This window comes from Methylobacterium sp. NMS14P, from assembly GCF_028583545.1.
GTDB lineage: Bacteria > Pseudomonadota > Alphaproteobacteria > Rhizobiales > Beijerinckiaceae > Methylobacterium.
The window spans coordinates 464413-479859 of the sequence record NZ_CP087106.1; the positions used below are offsets into that span (position 1 = coordinate 464413).

Annotated in this window: 12 protein-coding genes; 5 read left to right on the plus strand and 7 right to left on the minus strand. The window is 67.3% G+C overall.

The window, feature by feature from the left end:
• Nucleotides 1-44: 44 nt before the first annotated feature.
• The 4 genes from LOK46_RS02145 to LOK46_RS02160 form a co-directional block, all read right to left on the minus strand.
• Nucleotides 45-515 carry a MarR family winged helix-turn-helix transcriptional regulator gene (locus tag LOK46_RS02145; protein ID WP_273562275.1) on the minus strand — a complete coding sequence of 157 codons (471 nt, stop codon included), beginning with the start codon at nt 513-515 and terminating at the stop codon, nt 45-47.
• Nucleotides 516-643: 128 nt separating this feature from the next.
• Entirely contained in the window at nt 644-2017 is a 1374-nt protein-coding gene (locus LOK46_RS02150; protein ID WP_273562276.1) for a DHA2 family efflux MFS transporter permease subunit, read from the minus strand.
• A gap of 93 nt (nt 2018-2110) precedes the next feature.
• Complete coding sequence (locus LOK46_RS02155) at nt 2111-3694, minus strand: DHA2 family efflux MFS transporter permease subunit (RefSeq protein WP_273562277.1); 1584 nt, start codon at nt 3692-3694, stop codon at nt 2111-2113.
• 25 nt (nt 3695-3719) lie between these two features.
• Nucleotides 3720-4901, minus strand: a complete 1182-nt coding sequence (locus tag LOK46_RS02160) for an HlyD family secretion protein (RefSeq protein ID WP_273562278.1) — start codon at nt 4899-4901, stop codon at nt 3720-3722.
• 123 nt (nt 4902-5024) lie between these two features.
• Between LOK46_RS02160 and LOK46_RS02165 the strand changes: the two genes are divergently transcribed.
• From LOK46_RS02165 to LOK46_RS02175, 3 genes are all read left to right on the plus strand, one after another.
• Nucleotides 5025-5681: a TetR/AcrR family transcriptional regulator gene (locus tag LOK46_RS02165; RefSeq protein ID WP_273562279.1), complete on the plus strand. Its 657-nt coding sequence runs from the start codon at nt 5025-5027 to the stop codon at nt 5679-5681.
• A 298-nt stretch (nt 5682-5979) separates the two neighbouring features.
• Entirely contained in the window at nt 5980-6834 is an 855-nt protein-coding gene (locus tag LOK46_RS02170; protein WP_273562280.1) for a class I SAM-dependent methyltransferase, read from the plus strand.
• 121 nt (nt 6835-6955) lie between these two features.
• On the plus strand, nt 6956-8284 hold the full coding sequence (locus LOK46_RS02175; protein ID WP_273562281.1) for an SCP2 sterol-binding domain-containing protein: 1329 nt from the start codon (nt 6956-6958) through the stop codon (nt 8282-8284).
• 568 nt (nt 8285-8852) lie between these two features.
• Here LOK46_RS02175 and LOK46_RS02180 read toward each other — a convergent pair.
• From LOK46_RS02180 to LOK46_RS02190, 3 genes are all read right to left on the minus strand, one after another.
• Nucleotides 8853-9365, minus strand: a complete 513-nt coding sequence (locus LOK46_RS02180) for a hypothetical protein (RefSeq protein ID WP_273562282.1) — start codon at nt 9363-9365, stop codon at nt 8853-8855.
• Nucleotides 9366-9839: 474 nt separating this feature from the next.
• Nucleotides 9840-10484, minus strand: coding sequence for a glutathione S-transferase family protein (locus LOK46_RS02185; protein WP_273562283.1), 645 nt, complete (start codon nt 10482-10484; stop codon nt 9840-9842).
• A gap of 39 nt (nt 10485-10523) precedes the next feature.
• Complete coding sequence (locus tag LOK46_RS02190) at nt 10524-10733, minus strand: hypothetical protein (RefSeq protein ID WP_273562284.1); 210 nt, start codon at nt 10731-10733, stop codon at nt 10524-10526.
• 261 nt (nt 10734-10994) lie between these two features.
• On the opposite strand from LOK46_RS02190, the gene LOK46_RS02195 reads away from it, so the two are divergent.
• Nucleotides 10995-11804 carry a Crp/Fnr family transcriptional regulator gene (locus tag LOK46_RS02195; protein WP_273564735.1) on the plus strand — a complete coding sequence of 270 codons (810 nt, stop codon included), beginning with the start codon at nt 10995-10997 and terminating at the stop codon, nt 11802-11804.
• Entirely contained in the window at nt 11801-15379 is a 3579-nt protein-coding gene (locus LOK46_RS02200; protein WP_273562285.1) for a PAS domain S-box protein, read from the plus strand. Before LOK46_RS02195 ends, LOK46_RS02200 begins: the two co-directional genes overlap by 4 nt.
• The last annotated feature ends 68 nt before the right edge of the window (nt 15380-15447 follow it).

Here is a 15447-nt window from a genome sequence, read left to right on the forward strand (position 1 = left end):
GTTCTGCCTTTTTATTGGTGCATATGCATCATTGCGGGTAAAATTCAGACAGCCTCCGGCTTGCTCAGGATGTTGTTGGCGATGTCCATCACTGCGACCGTGCCGGCTTGGCCTAGCACCTTCTTCGCCTGTGCTTGCGCCTCTCGCCAAGCGGGCGTCGCCTTGATCAGGAGCTCCTTGCCCGCATCCGTCAGTACGAGTGGCCGTACGCGGCCGTGTACGCGGGTCGGATCCTCTTCCACCCATCCCTCGGTCATGATGACCTTGAGGTTGCGGGACAGGGTCGACCGGTCCTGGCGGTGATAGCGCCCGATCTCCGCCCGGCTCGACGGTCCCAACTTGCCGATGACGACGAGGAGGACGAACTGCGCGGCACCGACGCCGAACGGCTGAAGCGCCTCGTCGTGGATGGCCGTGACGACGCGGGCGATCAGGCGGGTCCGCATGAGGACGCAGGTGCCCCCGATCTCCGCGAGGATCTCCTCCACCGTGTCCTGGCAGTGCTGGGATGTCATGACGCCCAAATGGTGCATATACACCTTGATGTCAAGGCCGATCCTGGACTGCCGTACCGCACTATCAGGTCCGGACAGATCCATCGTGCATGCCCGAGCGGCGATTGATGCGCTCACGCACTCGGACTTCAGCCCTTTTGCCGCTCCAGCATCAGCCCCGCGGCACTGGCGGCGATGCAGGCCATGACGTTCGCGAGTATGGCGACGTGGAAGGCATCGACCAACGCTGGGCCACGAGCGGCAAGAATGCCGCCGATCAAGCTCGTGGCCACGAGACCGCCCGCTCGTGCGACGGCGCTGTTGAACCCGGAGGCGGAGCCGCTGTGCCGCCCGTCCACGGCCCCGAGCACGGCAGTCGTGAGCGGCGCCACGGCACAGGCCATGCCGAGCGCCGCGACCACGAGGCCAGGCAGAACCGTCGACACGTACGCGGTGTGCTCGCCGATGCGCAGGAGCAGCAGGAACCCGGCCGCCACGACCAGGGGACCTGCTGTCAGGAGGGGCCTGGAGCCGATGCGGCCGGCGAGACCACCGAGAACCGGCGAGCCGACCGCGATGACGAGCGGCAAGGGCAGGAGCGCCGCCCCGGCTGCCGTGCTCGAATACCCCGAAGCCTCGATCAGGATGTAGGGCAACAGGATGAGCATGGCTCCGAGCGCTCCGTAGAGGAGGAACGTCAGCAGCGTGAGGCCGGCGAAGGATCGCGTGCTGAACAGGGCGAGCGGCATCATGGCTCGGTCGCCCTGGCGTCGCTCCCACAAGACGAAGCCGACGAGGAGCGCCGCGCCGACGCCAAGAAGCGTCAGAGCCTGCCAGTCGAAACCCGGATGTCCGGAGCCGACGATCAAGCCCCAGGTCATCGTGCCGAGCCCGAAAGTCGCGAGGATCGCCCCACCGATGTCGAGGTGCCCGTCGTCGGCGGCGCGGTCGGGCGAAACGTAATGCCAGGCCAGGTAAGCGGCACCGAAGGCGAGTGGCAGGTTGACAAGGAACATCGCCCGCCAGCCGATCCCGTCGATCAGCCAGCCCCCGAAGACCGGGCCGATGGCGGCTGTCGCCGCACCCGCGGCGGACCAAGTGCCCACCGCGCGACCCCGGGCCTCTCCGGTGAACGTGTCGCTGAGGATGGCCAGGCTGTTCGGCAGGAGGAGCGCGGCTCCGACGCCCTGTCCGAGCCGGGCGGCGACGAGGACCCCGAGGTTCGGTGCCAGGCCGCAGGCCAGCGAGGCGGCCGCGAACAGGAGGGTCCCGAGGATCAGGGTTCGGCGGCGTCCGATCCGGTCGCCGAGCGCCCCGCCCAGGAGGAGCAATGCGGTGAGCGGCAGGAGGTAGCCATTGATCACCCATTGCAGGCCTGCCGCACCGCCACCGAGATCCCGACCAAGCGCGGGCAACCCGACATTCACCACCGATCCGTCCACGAAGGCGAGACTCGACGCGAGGATGCAGGTCGCCAGGGTCAGCCGGGGGTGTCCAATGGGCTCACTCCTGCGCGACTTCACGGGTCCGTCGTGGGGGGATGCGTCCAACGCGTGTTCCTACATCCGAGGGATATGGCTACGTCGGGTTCAGAGACGGGTGGTCGTGAGCCGGCCTCAATGCGCACCGGCCGCGCCCGCACCCGCCGCGGATCTACGTGCGAGCAAGACCGCGACCGCCGCGACCGACAGGACGACCCCGATCACCGCGAAGGTGTCGCTGAACCCCATGATCAGGGCTTGGCGCTTCACAACGGCCCCGATTTGGCCCACGGCCTTCGCCGTGGCGACAGCGCGATCCGCGATGCCGTGGGCCATGAAGTAGTCGGTCATCTGTTCGATCCGGGCGCGGACCTCGTCTCGGGTCAGCGTGATCGACTGCCCGATGATGTTCGAGTGGAACTGCTCACGCTTGGTCAGGACGGTCGACAAAGTCGCCGTACCAACGGCACCGCCGAGGTTGCGCATCATGTTCGACAGGCCGGAGGCCGCGCCAGCCTCGCTCGGGGCGATGGCGCCCGTGGTGATGGCGCTGATCGGGGTCAGGACGAGCGCCTGCCCGATGGCCCGCACGACGTTCGGGATGAAGAACTGGTCCCCCGAGTTGTCGAGCGACAGCTGGATGTTCATGAAACAGCTCACGGCGAAGATGGCGATGCCGACGAACGCGACATATCGAACGTCCCAGCGCTTCATCATGATGGGCACAAGCGGAATGAGCAGGAGCTGCGGCAGGCCCGTCCAGGCCAGCACGTTCCCGGTCTGCTCGGCATTGTAGCGCTGCACCTGTCCCAGGTACTGGGGCAGGATGTAGACGGTGCCGAACAGGGCGAAGCCGACAAGCGTGTTCGCCAGGACGCCGATGCCGAAGTTGCGCTGCTTCAGGAGGCGCAGGTTGATCAGGGGCTTCGCGACCGTCAGTTCGATGGCCACGAAGGCCGTCAGGAACACGGCTGCGACGATGGCCAGCCGCAGGATGAAGGGCGAGGCGAACCAGTCATCCTTGTTGCCCTCCTCCAGCACCGTCTGGAAGGCGGCCAGGCCGATGGCCATGGTGACGACGCCGGCCCAGTCGCCTTCCTTCAGGAGGTCGAGCCGCATCGGCGAGGGGTCGAGCGTGAGGGCCAGGGCCACCACCATCACGGCGCTAGGAACGGCGTTGACGTAGAAGATGGTCTGCCAGCCGTAGTTCTCGGTCAGGTAGCCGCCGATGGTTGGGCCGATGGCCGGGGCGAAGGTCACCGCGATGGCGAACAGCGCCAGGCCGATGGGCTGCTGGGGCTTCGGCAGCTTGGTCAACACCATGGTGAAGGCCATGGGGATCAGGATGCCGCCGGCGAAGCCCTGCAGGGCCCGCATCGCGATCATGGAGCCCAGGTCGTGGGTGAACGCGCAGGCGATGGAGAAGAGCGGGAACAGGATGCTGTTTACGAGGATGTAGCGGCGGAAGGAGAAGACTTTGCTGAGGTAGTCGGTGAGCGGGATCACGATGATCTCGCCGATCAGGTACGAGGTCGAGATCCAGGCGCCGTTGTCGACACCCGTGCCAATGCCACCCTCGATGTCGAGGAGCGAGGCGTTGGTGATCTGGATGTTCAGGATCGCCATGAAGGCGCCGATCATGCTGGCCGAGACCGCGATCCACTCGCGGGTGCTGGCGCGGGCTGGCTGGGAAGCGGCGGGTTGCTGGACGCTCGACATGGGACGACCCTCCTGGGACGATGCCTCACTCGGCCTGCGCGAGGGCTGAGCGGGCCTGGGCCTGCGCCTTGGTGTCGATCACCGGCTCGACGGACATTCCGGGCCGCAGGTCGCCCGTGCGGACGCTGGCCGGGTCCAGCGTGATCCTCACGGGGATGCGCTGCACCACCTTGGTGAAGTTGCCGGTGGCGTTGTCCGGGGGCAGGAGCGCGAAGGTCTGGCCGCTGGCAGGCGCCAGGCTGTCGACGAGACCGGTGAAGGTGCGGCCCGGGAACATGTCGACCTCGACAGTGACACGCTGGCCGGGGCGGACATCGGTGAGCTGCGTCTCCTTGTAGTTCGCCACCACGTAGACGGCCGCGGTTGGGACCACCGACATGAGCTGGGTGCCGGCATTGACGTACTGGCCGACGCGCAGGGTGCGGTTGCCAACGACGCCGTCCACCGAGGCGCGGACCTCCGTGTAGGACAAGTTGAGCTCCGCCTGGTGCTCCAGGGCCCGGGCGCGCGCCAGGGCGGCCTGGGCCTGCGCGAGCTCGGCCTTGAGCTGGCCCACCTGCTTGGTCGCGGAGGCGAGCGCCGCGACGTCGCGCTGAACCGTCGCCCGGGAGGCGGCGATGCGGGAAGCCGCCTGCTGGGCATTCTGGACTGAGCCGTAGCCGGTGGAGGCGAGGTCGGCGTAGCGCTTGTTCTCCTGTTCGGCGAAGACCTGCGTGGCCTGGCTGACGGTCACGGTCGCCTTGGCGGCTTCGATGACCGCCTGCTGGGTCTCGATGGCGGCCTTTTTGCTCTCGATGGTCGCCAGCGCGGCCAGGACATCGGCCTTCGCTTGGTCAAGCGACACGCGGTAGTCACGGTCGTCGATCCGGGTCAGGACCTGGCCGGCCTTCACGGCTTGGTTGTCGCCGACGAGCACCTCGCCGAGGTAACCCGAGACCTTGGGAGCCACGGTGACGCTATCGGCCTGGACGTAAGCGTCGTCGGTCGAGACGTTGAAGCGGCCGACCGTCCAGTAATCCCAGCCGTAGTACGAACCGCCCGCGAGCGCCGCGAGGCTCGCGCCGACCACGAGCATCCGGCGGAAACCGCCCCGGGCCTTCTCGGGGGCGTGCAGCTGGTTGGCCTGGGCGACCAGCTTCGGATCGGCCAGCGCCTCGTCCGGCGAGACCTGGCGGTCGACGGTGAACGCGTCCTGATGCTTCGACATGACCGCTGCTCCTGATGAAAAGGATGCCGGCCTCGTGATCGATCCGGCAATTAGGAAACTTGATAGTTTCCAAAATGGTTCCTATAATCTGCGGAGTCAATCGAGCCGCCGAGTTTTTTTCTGATGGACCCGCAGACCCAGCCCGCTCGCCGCTCCCGCGGCCGACCGCCGACCCGGTCGGACGACGAGACCTGCCGCCTCATCGCGGAAGCGGCGCGGCAGGCCTTCATGGCGAACGGCTTTGCCGGCACCAGCATGGACGACGTCGCCCAGTCGGCCGGCGTGTCGAAGAAGACGCTCTACCGTCTCGTGCCGAACAAGGCCGGCCTGTTCGAGAGTTCGGTGACGGACCGCATCTCCCGGTTCATGCTGGCGGTCGATCCCGCCACCCTGGACGCGCTGCCTGTCGCCGCGGCGCTGGGCCGGATCATGGAGCAGTACGGCCTTCTCACCCTGTCGCCGGACACGGTGGCGATCCAGAAGCTGGTCATCGCCGAGAGCGACCGTTTCCCGGACCTCGCGACCAGCTTCTTCACGGATGCGGTCGTGGCGACCCAGCGGCTCCTGGCCGACTATCTCGGGCAGCAATGCGAGCGAGGCGTGCTCAGTATCGAAGATCCCGACATGGCGGCGGGCATGCTTCGGGGGATGATGGCGATGGAGCCGCAGAGGGCGGCGATGATGAAACAGCGCGCGCTGCCGTCCTATGAGGAGATCACGGCGAGGGCTCGCCATTGTGTCCAAGTGTTCCTGTACGGCACCGTGGCGAAAGTCGGATAGGCCACAATCTGACCGGCCGCACAGGCCGCTACCGGTCCGCCGCTGCATCAGCGGGCACGGTCGTCGTCGCATTTGTGCCCATTGCCGTTGGCCGACGACTTGGCATCGTCGGCAAAGGAGGAAGAACCGCTTGACCACAAGGTGCATATACACCATTTTGGCACGACTTACGAGCTAGTAGGCGGGTAAGACCGTCGCCGACCCGGCCGCAGCTATACGTCGCTGAATCGTTCGAACTGCTCGCGCGCTTGATGGTGCATATGCACCTTCGCTAGCTCGATGGTCAATGGAGAAGGTCATGGATGCGCTCATCGATTCGGTCAGGGAGCACTACAGCCCCTCCAATCTGACAGCGCGCATCATAGGATTGCTAGCCGATCTCGGCCCAGGCGAGCAGCGTCTGACCGTCGAGCAGCTTGCTCCGCTCGACCAGTTCCACACGCGCGGCCTCGCAGCTACGTCCGACTTGGCGGGGCTTGCGGGCATCGACGGGCAGACGGAGGTCCTGGATCTGGGATCCGGCCTCGGCGGTCCCGCCCGCTACCTGGCGGCGACGTTTGGGTGCCAAGTCGTCGGTATCGACCTCAGTCCGGAATTCGTCGAGGCCGCGGCCTACCTGGCCCAACGATGCGGCTTGGCTGATCGCGTGACGTTCAAGCTCGGGAGCGCCCTCGACCTCCCCGTCTCGGACGAGGCTTTCGACGTCGTGTTCTTGCAGCACGTCGCGATGAACATATCGGATCGCGACCGGCTCTACGGGGAGGCGCACCGCGTACTCCGGCCGGGTGGCCGCCTGGCCATCTATGACGTGGTGATGCGCGAAGGGGAACTGCATTACCCCGTACCTTGGGCATCGGATATCTCGACGAGCTTCGTGTTCAGTGCCGATGCCACGCAGGATGCCTTAAAGCGAACCGGCTTCGAGGTTCTCCATTGGCACGACGACACGGCAAAGGCCTTGTCATGGTTCTCTGCGGCGGCGGCGCAGCCCACTCAGGGTCCTTCCCTGGCAACCATCCTCGGATCCGAGTTCCCAGGCAGGGCCGCCAACCTCGTTCGAAATATTCGCGAGGGTCATGCGGGCGTTCTCTCGGCCATCCTTAAGCGTGACCCAAGCTTCGAGGCATCCCGAGGCAACGCACTTCGCGAATAGTCCCAGGACATTCAGCACGGTTGGCGGCAGATATTCGATGCGCCGCCTGATCGATTAAGAATGACGGACCCATGCGCGTGGCCTCGGCTCGATGTGCGCGGATTGGCTTCAGGAGATCGGCATGTCTCGACTCGAAGAGCACCCCACCGTCGTTCGGGTTCGTCGAAACGAACCGCCTCCTGTGCCGGTCCCGTTGGATCGGGAGTGGCTACGAACACTCTGCCTTGAGGCGGGCGCCGACGACGTCGGCTTTGTCTCCATCGACCGTCCGGAACTCGCTGGTGAGAAGCCTCACATCCTTGAAGCTTTCCCCAAGGCGCGGACGCTGATCAGCCTTGTGACACGGCTACACCGCGAGGCCGTCCGCTCGCCAGCGCGATCAATCGGGAACCTGGAATTTCACCGCAACGCGCATGCAATCAACGAGGTCGCGCACCGGGTGGCCGCCGCATTGGAAAACAAGGGCGTCCCGGCCCTACATCCGGCAGCCGGCTTCCCGATGGAGATGGACCGTTTCCCGGGCCGGATCTGGGTCGTCTCGCATAAGCCCGTTGCGGTCGCGGCGGGACTTGGGCAGGTGGGGATCCACCGCAGCGTCATTCACCCGGTCTTCGGTAGCTTCATCAACCTGGCGACCGTTCTCGTGGCAGCGGAGGTCACGACCGAGACCAAACCGATCGACTACAATCCGTGCCTCTCGTGCAAGCTGTGCGTCGCCGCCTGCCCGGTCGGCGCCATCGAACCGGACGGCTACTTCAACTTCTCGGCCTGCCTGACCCACAACTACCGAGAGTTCATGGGGGGCTTCACCGACTGGGTCGAGGGCATCGCCGATGCCAAGAGCGGCCTGGCCGTCCGCGAAAAATTCGCCGGGTCGGAGCAAGCCTCCCTATGGCAGAGCCTGTCCTTCGGGGCGAACTACAAGGCCGCCTACTGCATCGCCGCCTGCCCGGCGGGGGAAGACGTCATCGGGCCCTACCTCGATGACCGAGTCGGCTTCGCCCGCGACGTCGTCAAGCCTTTGCAAGCCAAGGTGGAGCCTGTCTACGTTGTGCCGGGCTCGGATGCCGAAGAGCATGTCCGGAAGCGTTACCCTTCCAAGACAGTGAGGCGGGTGGGAAACGGCGTCAGACCGCAGAACATCGCGAGCTTGCTGGTCGGGATGCGCTTGACCTTTCAACGCAACAAGGCCCGCGAATTGGACGCGGTCTACCACTTCCGCTTCACGGGAGCGGAGAAGCGCGACGTGACCATCACCTTGCGCCGCCGTGACCTCACCATAGAGGATGGCCTCAAAGGCAACGCCAACCTCGTCGTTCAGGCAGACAGCGAAGCCTGGCTGCAGTTCGTACGCAAGGAACGCGGACTTCCCGGCCTGCTGCTATCGCGCAAGCTGCGCGTCAAAGGTTCACCGAAGCTCCTCGTCGCCTTTGGCAAGTGCTTCCCATGACACCAGGCGATATTTAATACATTTTCGACTATGCTCGTCCTTCGACGGAACAGGCGGCGACAGCCATCTTAATTGGCCGCTTTATGTCCGCTTACGGGATTGAACGGGTGGCCGATATACGACCGGGAAGGGCGCGAAGCCGAACGGCTGGTTTGACGCTCATTCGAGTTTCGGCATGGCGTAGTCTGGCCGTAAGCGGAATTGCTGCTTTGGAGATTAAGCCGCAGGTAACCGGACCTCGACCCTGAAGCCCTGAGCATTCGCTCTTATGCAAACGGCGCTTCTGCGACCGGTCAAGCTACCTAGTTCATAGCAACGCTGACCTCACGGTAAACCCGATGATCAAGGTCACCAACGTCATCGCTTCACTGCCGTTCGCCATAGTCGTGGTTGGTAGTGATTGATAGCCAAGTAAATGATCAGCTTCGGGACATCAAAGTTCCGCATCGGATAACCCTAGAGCAAACAAGGGGCCGCTGTTCCGTCAGCGGCCCCTTGCCTTCGTCTCCCAGCGATTTTGGCTATGACGGCGAAGTTCGGCCCAAGTCAATGCAGAGGCCGTCGTTTCCTACGGCTTCCCGCTCGGCGCCACGAACGGGTTCCTCTCAGTGGCCGAGCCGTTCTTGGCGTAACACGCCTCCAACCGATCCAGAGCGGCCGCGCTCTTGTCGAGCGCCACCTTGATGGTCGCACCCTCACCCTTCACCTCCAGGCCGTCGGCGAGCTTGAGCGACCGCAGGAACTTCTCGTCCTTCACCGGCAACGACACCGTGTTGCCGGAGGCGGCCACGTCCGCTTGCAGCGTCGAGGACCCGGCGGCCAGCTCGACCGGGTAGCTCTTCCCGCGTCCTAGCTTCCACTTCGGCGAGCTCATCGTCAGGTCGAGCCCATCCGCGTCACGACTGAACCGGACGTCGACCCCGTCATCGGTCGTCCGTGTCATCGTACACCGGTCGAATTTCTGGCCCTTCGAGACGGCCTCGACCTTCCAAGGACCGATGGCGACCACCTCCCCAGGCGCCTCGGCATGGGCGGCGAGGGATGCGGCCGACAGGGCGAAGGCGAGGATGGCAAGGCGCATGCGGGTCTCCTGGTTGCGCGGCCAGGATCAGTTCATGAACAGCTCGGGGGTTCCCGACGGGCCCTGCCGGCGCCCTTGGCGAGGGCCACCTGCGATGTGGATGCGCGACCCTCGGTCAAAGGGGTTTTCGCGCCGGACCTGCCGCGGCCCACTTTCCAAGTCCCCGGCACAAGTCGCCACTAATCTCCCTTGCCCTTCCCTTCGACTTCGGAGGGCTGGCCGCGCTCGTCTGGGGACGACAGGTGGGGTGGTCGCATTCGCCCCGGACTGGGCGGCGTGTGCAGGCCGGTTACTCGTCCGCCGACGATAGTCCCTCAGTTTCGCGGTCGTCGGTCGTGATGCCATCCCAGTCGATGGAGCCCACGTCGGCTGACAAGCATTTCCGCGACCAAACCGTGCCCGGCCTCGCTTACGAATTGAGTGCCGGAACGAACACGATGGCAGCATCCGTGGGCGGCGGATCGGTACTGCGGCTCAGGTCTTCGGGACCTCCATGCCGCGCTTCACGGCTGGCCGCTCGCCGACCCGAGCGAGCCACGCATGGACGTTCGGAATGCCGCCGAGCGTGTCCTTGAGCGGCTCCTTCAGGAACGACGTGGCCGCCAGCGTCCAGGCGTAGCAGGCGATGTCGGCGATGTCGGCGATGGAGTAGTCCGCACCCGCGAGGTACGGCCCTTCGCCGAGGCGCTTGTCCATGACGTGCAGCAGGCGGTCGGCCTCGTCGGTGAAGCGCTTGACGGCCAGCGGTGCCTTCTCGTCGGATCGCACCGCGAAGAACCCCAGCTGCCCCAGCATCGGGCCGAAGCCTCCCATTTGCCAGTGCAGCCACTCCAGGGCCTCGTATCGAGCGGGGCCGGCCGGGGCGAGGAATCGACCGGTCTTCTCGGCGAGGTAGGTGAGGATCGCCCCGCTCTCGGATACGGACAACGGCCCGCCCTCGGCTTCGTCGTCGACGATGGCGGGTATCTTGTTGTTGGGCGAGACCTTCAGGAAATCGGGGGCGAACTGCTCGTCCTTGCCGATGTTCACCGGCACGACCGTGTACGGCAGCCCGCACTCCTCCAGCATGATCGGGATCTTGCGGCCGTTCGGGGTCGACCATGTGTAGAGCGTGATCATGCGGTCCCTTTCGCCTTGCGGCTCCCGTCGACCCCAGCCCTATCGAAGGGTCGGGGATTCGCCCGGCTTTAGGTGGGGATCGCCACCGTCGGGACCACCGAGCGAGACGTGATCGTTGAGGCGGCCCAGGTGTTCGAAGACATGCTGGAATGCATCGGTCACGGCCCGCTCGAAGGAGCCGTCTCCCTTGCCCTGCGCGTCCCTGAGGGCGCTCAGCAGCGCGCGGTGCTTCTCGGTGTCGGTCGACAACGCGTTTCTCCCGGCCAGCCGCGGCATTGGCTGAAAACCCAATTTGCTCGGGCCATGCCGGTTCCCCTTGCCCCTTCCATGGTACCGCTTTGGATTACGTGAGCCTGCTCGCTCGCGGGCATCATCCGTGCCGTCGGCTCCCTTTAGAAAAAAGTCGCGACCAGTCCCCCCCGCTTTGGCGTGAGTTGTCAGGTATCGGACATCTTTGCGCCAGGAAGTCCGCTAGTGGACAACCCGACCGCCGCCTCTGCGACCATCCCCGTGAACATCCGACCCTCGTCCGCCATCGACGGCAACCTGCTGCTCGAAGCCCTCGATGCCGACGATCGCGCACTGCTGGCGCCGCACGCCGAGCGCCGCGAGGTCCGTCGCGGTGACGTGCTGTTCCGTGCCGGTGACGACGTCAGCCACGTCACCTTCCCCGCGCACCACTGCGTCGTCACCCTGGTGGTGCCCCTCATGGACGGGAAGTCGGTCGAGACCGCCACGGTCGGTCGCGAGGGCGCCATGGGCGGCGTCGTCAGCCAGGGCTACCTCCCGGCCTTCGGACAGGCCGTCGTCCAGGTCGGCGGGCCGGTCATCCGGATCGACGCCGCGCGCCTGTCCGAAGCCAAGCACGCGTCGAAGGGCATCCGCGACCTGTTCGTGCGCTACGCCGACTGCCTGCTCGCCCAGGTGCTCCAGTCGGTCGCCTGCAATGCCGCCCACACCATCGAGCGGCGCTGCCTGCGCTGGCTCCTGACCCTGCAGGACCGGATCGGCACGCCCGAACTGCCGGTCACGCACGAACTCCTGGCCGACATGCTCGGCGTGCGCCGCGCCTACCTGACCGAGGTTCTCGGGCGCATGCAGCGCGAAGGCCTGATCACCATCGGCCACGGACGCATCACCCTCCCGGACAGGGCCCGCGCGGAAGCCGGCTCGTGCGAGTGCCACGCCGCGGTGCGGCGCCACTTCGAGGAAGTGATGGGTGCCGTATATGCGCCCGGCGGCCGCATCGTCGCCGTCGATGTCGGCGACCCGGAGCGGCTGCGGCCCCCGTCCGCGCTCGTGAAGGACGCGACCCCGTGAACCAGGTCACGCGTCCCGCCCGGATCGAGGAGGATGGGCGGCTCGCCGCGCTCGTCGCCTTCGACATCCTCGACACGCCGCCCGAGCGCGGCTTCGACGACATCGTCAACCTCGCGCGCCGCATCTGCGCCGCGCCGGTGGCCCTCGTCAGCCTGGTCGACCGCGACCGTCAGTGGTTCAAGGCGCGCGCAGGCTTCCCATCCTGCGAGACCGACCTCGACCGCTCGGTGTGCAAGTTCGTCCTGGCCGAACCGGGCGTCCTGCAGATCCCGGACCTTACGCGCGACGCGCGCACCCGCGCCAACCCGCTGGTGACCGGCGAGCCGCGTCTGCGCTTCTACGCTGGCGCGCCCCTTCGCACGCCCGAGGGGCAGGTGCTCGGCAGCCTGTGCGTGATCGACCATGTCCCGCGCCCGGGGGGGCTTTCTCCGGAACAGGTTGCGGACCTGGAGGCGCTCGCCCGCCAGGTCATGGACCAGCTCCTGCTGCGCCGTTCGCTGTCGGACCGCGACCGCGCCGGGCGCCAGGGGGAGGCTGTCGCCGTGACCCTGGCCGGGGTCGCGGCGGCGGGCGGCGACCTCCACGAGAGCTTCCGGGCGGTGCTTGCGGGTGCGATGCGCGCCGTCCCCGCCGCCGAGGCCGGCACGGTCGAGATCCGCGAGGGGGATTCCCTGGTCTATCGCGCCGTCACGGAGAGCCTCGCGACGCATCTCGGCCTTCGCGTCCCGCTTCGGGGAAGCCTCGCGGGTGCTTGCTACCGGGAAGGCGTCCCGCTTCTCGTCCCCGACGTCCTAAGCGATGACCGGGTCGAGCCCGAACTGGCCGAGCGGCTTCACCAGCGCTCGTGCATGCTGGTGCCCGTCCGCCGCGGCGGTGTCGTGGTCGGCGTCCTGAAGCTGCAATCGAGCCGCCCAGAAGCGTTCGCGGAGGCGGATCTGCAGGTGCTCGGCGTCCTCGCTGGCTCCGTCGCCTCCGGCCTTGCAGAGGCCGGCGAGCGCGCCGCTAACCGAGCGGCCGCCCTGACCGAGTACAGGCGCCGGGCGGTGTTCGACAGCGCACAGGACTACGCCATCATCCTGCTCGACCTCGACGGCCAGATCACGGACTGGAACGCGGGCGCGACCCGCATCCTCGGCTGGCGTCCCGAGGAGATGTGCGGCGAGACCGCCGACGCCTTCTTCACCCCCGAGGACCGGCGCGACGGCATCCCGGCCATGGAGATGCAGTCGGCCTTGGAGACGGGCACCGGCGTCGACGAACGCTGGCACCTGCGCCGCGACGGCGAGCGGTTCTGGGCCAACGGCGAGATGATGGTGCTGCGCGACGAGGCCGGCGCGGCCATCGGCTTCGTCAAGATGCTGCGCGACCGGACGGAGCAGAAGGAGGCCGCCGCACGCCTCCAGGAAAGCCAGGATCGTTACCGGCTGGCGGCCCGGGCGACGAACGACGCGATCTGGGACTGGAACCTCGCCACCAACCACGTCCTGTGGAACGAGGCCCTGACGGAGGCCTACGGCCATGCACCCGAGACGGTCGAGCCGACCGGCGAGTGGTGGATTGCCCATATTCACCCCGACGACCGTGCCCGCATTGACGCATCGATCCACGCGGTCATCGACGGCCAGGGCACAACCTGGACGGACGAGTACCGATTCCGCCGCGCGGACGGGTCCTACGCGCACGTGCTCGACCGCGGCCACGTCATGCGCGACGCCGAGGGCCGGGCCTGCCGCATGATCGGCGCCATGCTCGACCTGAGCGCGCGCAAGCGGGCCGAGGATGCCATGCGCGAGAGCGAGCGCCGCCTCGGGCTTGAGCGCGGCCTGCTGGAGGCGATCTTTCGCCAGGCCCCGGTCGGCATCTCCATCGCCGGGGCAGAGGACGGCATGCCGTCGTCACTGAACGCTAAGGCAGAGGAGATCCTCGGCCACGGGATCGGGTCGGAGGGTGACGCCCGCTACGTCTCCTACGGTGCCATGCACCCGGACGGGCGTCGGTACGAGGCGGTGGAGTACCCGACCCTTCGCGCCCTGCGGAAGGGTGAGACGGTGCGCGGCGAGGAGATGCGCTACCGCAACGCCGAGACGGGCGAGCTGCGCCTCCTGGAGGTGTCGAGCGGACCCGTGCGTGACGACGAGGGCGCGATCCAGGCCGCGGTGACCGTGCTGGTAGACGTCGGGGACCAGCGCCGGGCCGATGCCGAGACGCGCCGGCTCGCCGCCCTGGTCGAGCAGAGCCAGGACTTCATCGGCCTCGCGGCGCCCGACGGGAGCGTCGACTTCGTCAACGAGGCCGGCCGACGCCTCATCGGCCTGCCCGACCTCGCCGCGGCCAGGGCCATGCCCATCGTAGACTACTTCGTGCCGGAGGAGCGCGCGCGCGTCCTCGACGAGGTGCTGCCGGCGGTCGAGCGGGACGGCTTCTGGGAGGGCGAGCTGAACTTCCGGCACGTGGTCACGGGGGCCGCGGTCCCGGTCCTGTACAACCTCTTCCCCGTGCGCGACGCCGACGGGCGCAAGCTCGGCTACGGCACCGTCACGCGCGACCTCACGGAACAGAAGCGGGCGCGCCAGGCCCTGCAAGCCAGCGAGGCGACGCTGCGCGCCGTGCTCGACACGGTACCGGTTGGCATCCTGTTCGCGGAGGCACCCTCCGGTCGCATCGTCGCCGGCAACCGGCGGCTGGAGGAGATCTTCCGCCATCCGATACTGCCGTCGCCCGACGCCGACAGCTACGGCGAATGGGTCGCCTTCCACGAGGACGGCCGCCCGGTCGCTCCGGAGGAGTACCCGCTCAGCCGCCTCATCCGGGAAGGTGTCGAGCACGCGGAGATGCGCTGCGAGTACCAACGCGGTGACGGCACCCGGCTCTGGATCGAGATCGCGGGTGCGCCGATGCGCGACGACGCCGGCGCGGTGGTTGGCGCTGTCGTGGCGGTCGCCGACATCGACACCCGCCGCCGGGCCGAGGAACGGCAGGACCTGCTCAATCAGGAGCTCTCGCACCGCATGAAGAACCTGCTGGCGATGGTGCAGGCCATCGCCGCCTCGACGCTCCGCGGCGCCACCGACATGGACGCGGCGCGCGAGGTCCTTGGCAGCCGGCTGGTCGCGCTCGGCAAGGCGCACGACGTGCTTCTCGGGGGCGCTGCCGAGAGCGCCTCCCTGGCGGCGGTGGTGCGGGAGGGCGTCGGCGTCCAGGAATCGGCCGGCCGGCGCGTCGCGTTCGAGGGTCCGGACGTCGAGATCGGCGGCAAGGCCGCGCTTTCCCTTGCCCTGGCACTGCACGAGCTGACCACGAACGCGGTCAAGTACGGCGCGCTGTCGGTGCCCGGCGGCAAGGTCGCCGTGACGGCCTCGCTGGTCGGGCCTGAAGACGCGCCGCGCCTGCGCATCGCCTGGACCGAGCGCGGCGGCCCGCCGGTCGTGCCGCCATCGCGAAAGGGGTTCGGGTCGCGTTTGATCGAGCGCGGTCTGACGGCGCAGGTCAACGCCAACCTCTCGCTCGATTACCGCCCGGAGGGAGTGGTCTGCGTGGTTGAGGCGTCGTTGGCCGACTTCCAGGCGGTCGCTTGACGGGGCGACGCAACGAAGGGGCGGGCGGGCCGTTGCCGCTCGCCATGACCGATGCCCCGAACGCGAAG

Bases quoted from the DNA above. Each gene is read 5' to 3' on its own strand.
- LOK46_RS02170 (WP_273562280.1), top strand. From the start codon at position 5,980: ATGGATGCGCTCATCGATTCGGTCAGGGAGCACTACAGCCCCTCCAAT.
- LOK46_RS02185 (WP_273562283.1), bottom strand. From the start codon at position 10,484: ATGATCACGCTCTACACATGGTCGACCCCGAACGGCCGCAAGATCCCG.
- LOK46_RS02155 (WP_273562277.1), bottom strand. From the start codon at position 3,694: ATGTCGAGCGTCCAGCAACCCGCCGCTTCCCAGCCAGCCCGCGCCAGC.
- LOK46_RS02175 (WP_273562281.1), top strand. From the start codon at position 6,956: ATGTCTCGACTCGAAGAGCACCCCACCGTCGTTCGGGTTCGTCGAAAC.
- LOK46_RS02145 (WP_273562275.1), bottom strand. From the start codon at position 515: ATGACATCCCAGCACTGCCAGGACACGGTGGAGGAGATCCTCGCGGAG.
- LOK46_RS02165 (WP_273562279.1), top strand. From the start codon at position 5,025: ATGGACCCGCAGACCCAGCCCGCTCGCCGCTCCCGCGGCCGACCGCCG.
- LOK46_RS02160 (WP_273562278.1), bottom strand. From the start codon at position 4,901: ATGTCGAAGCATCAGGACGCGTTCACCGTCGACCGCCAGGTCTCGCCG.
- LOK46_RS02180 (WP_273562282.1), bottom strand. From the start codon at position 9,365: ATGCGCCTTGCCATCCTCGCCTTCGCCCTGTCGGCCGCATCCCTCGCC.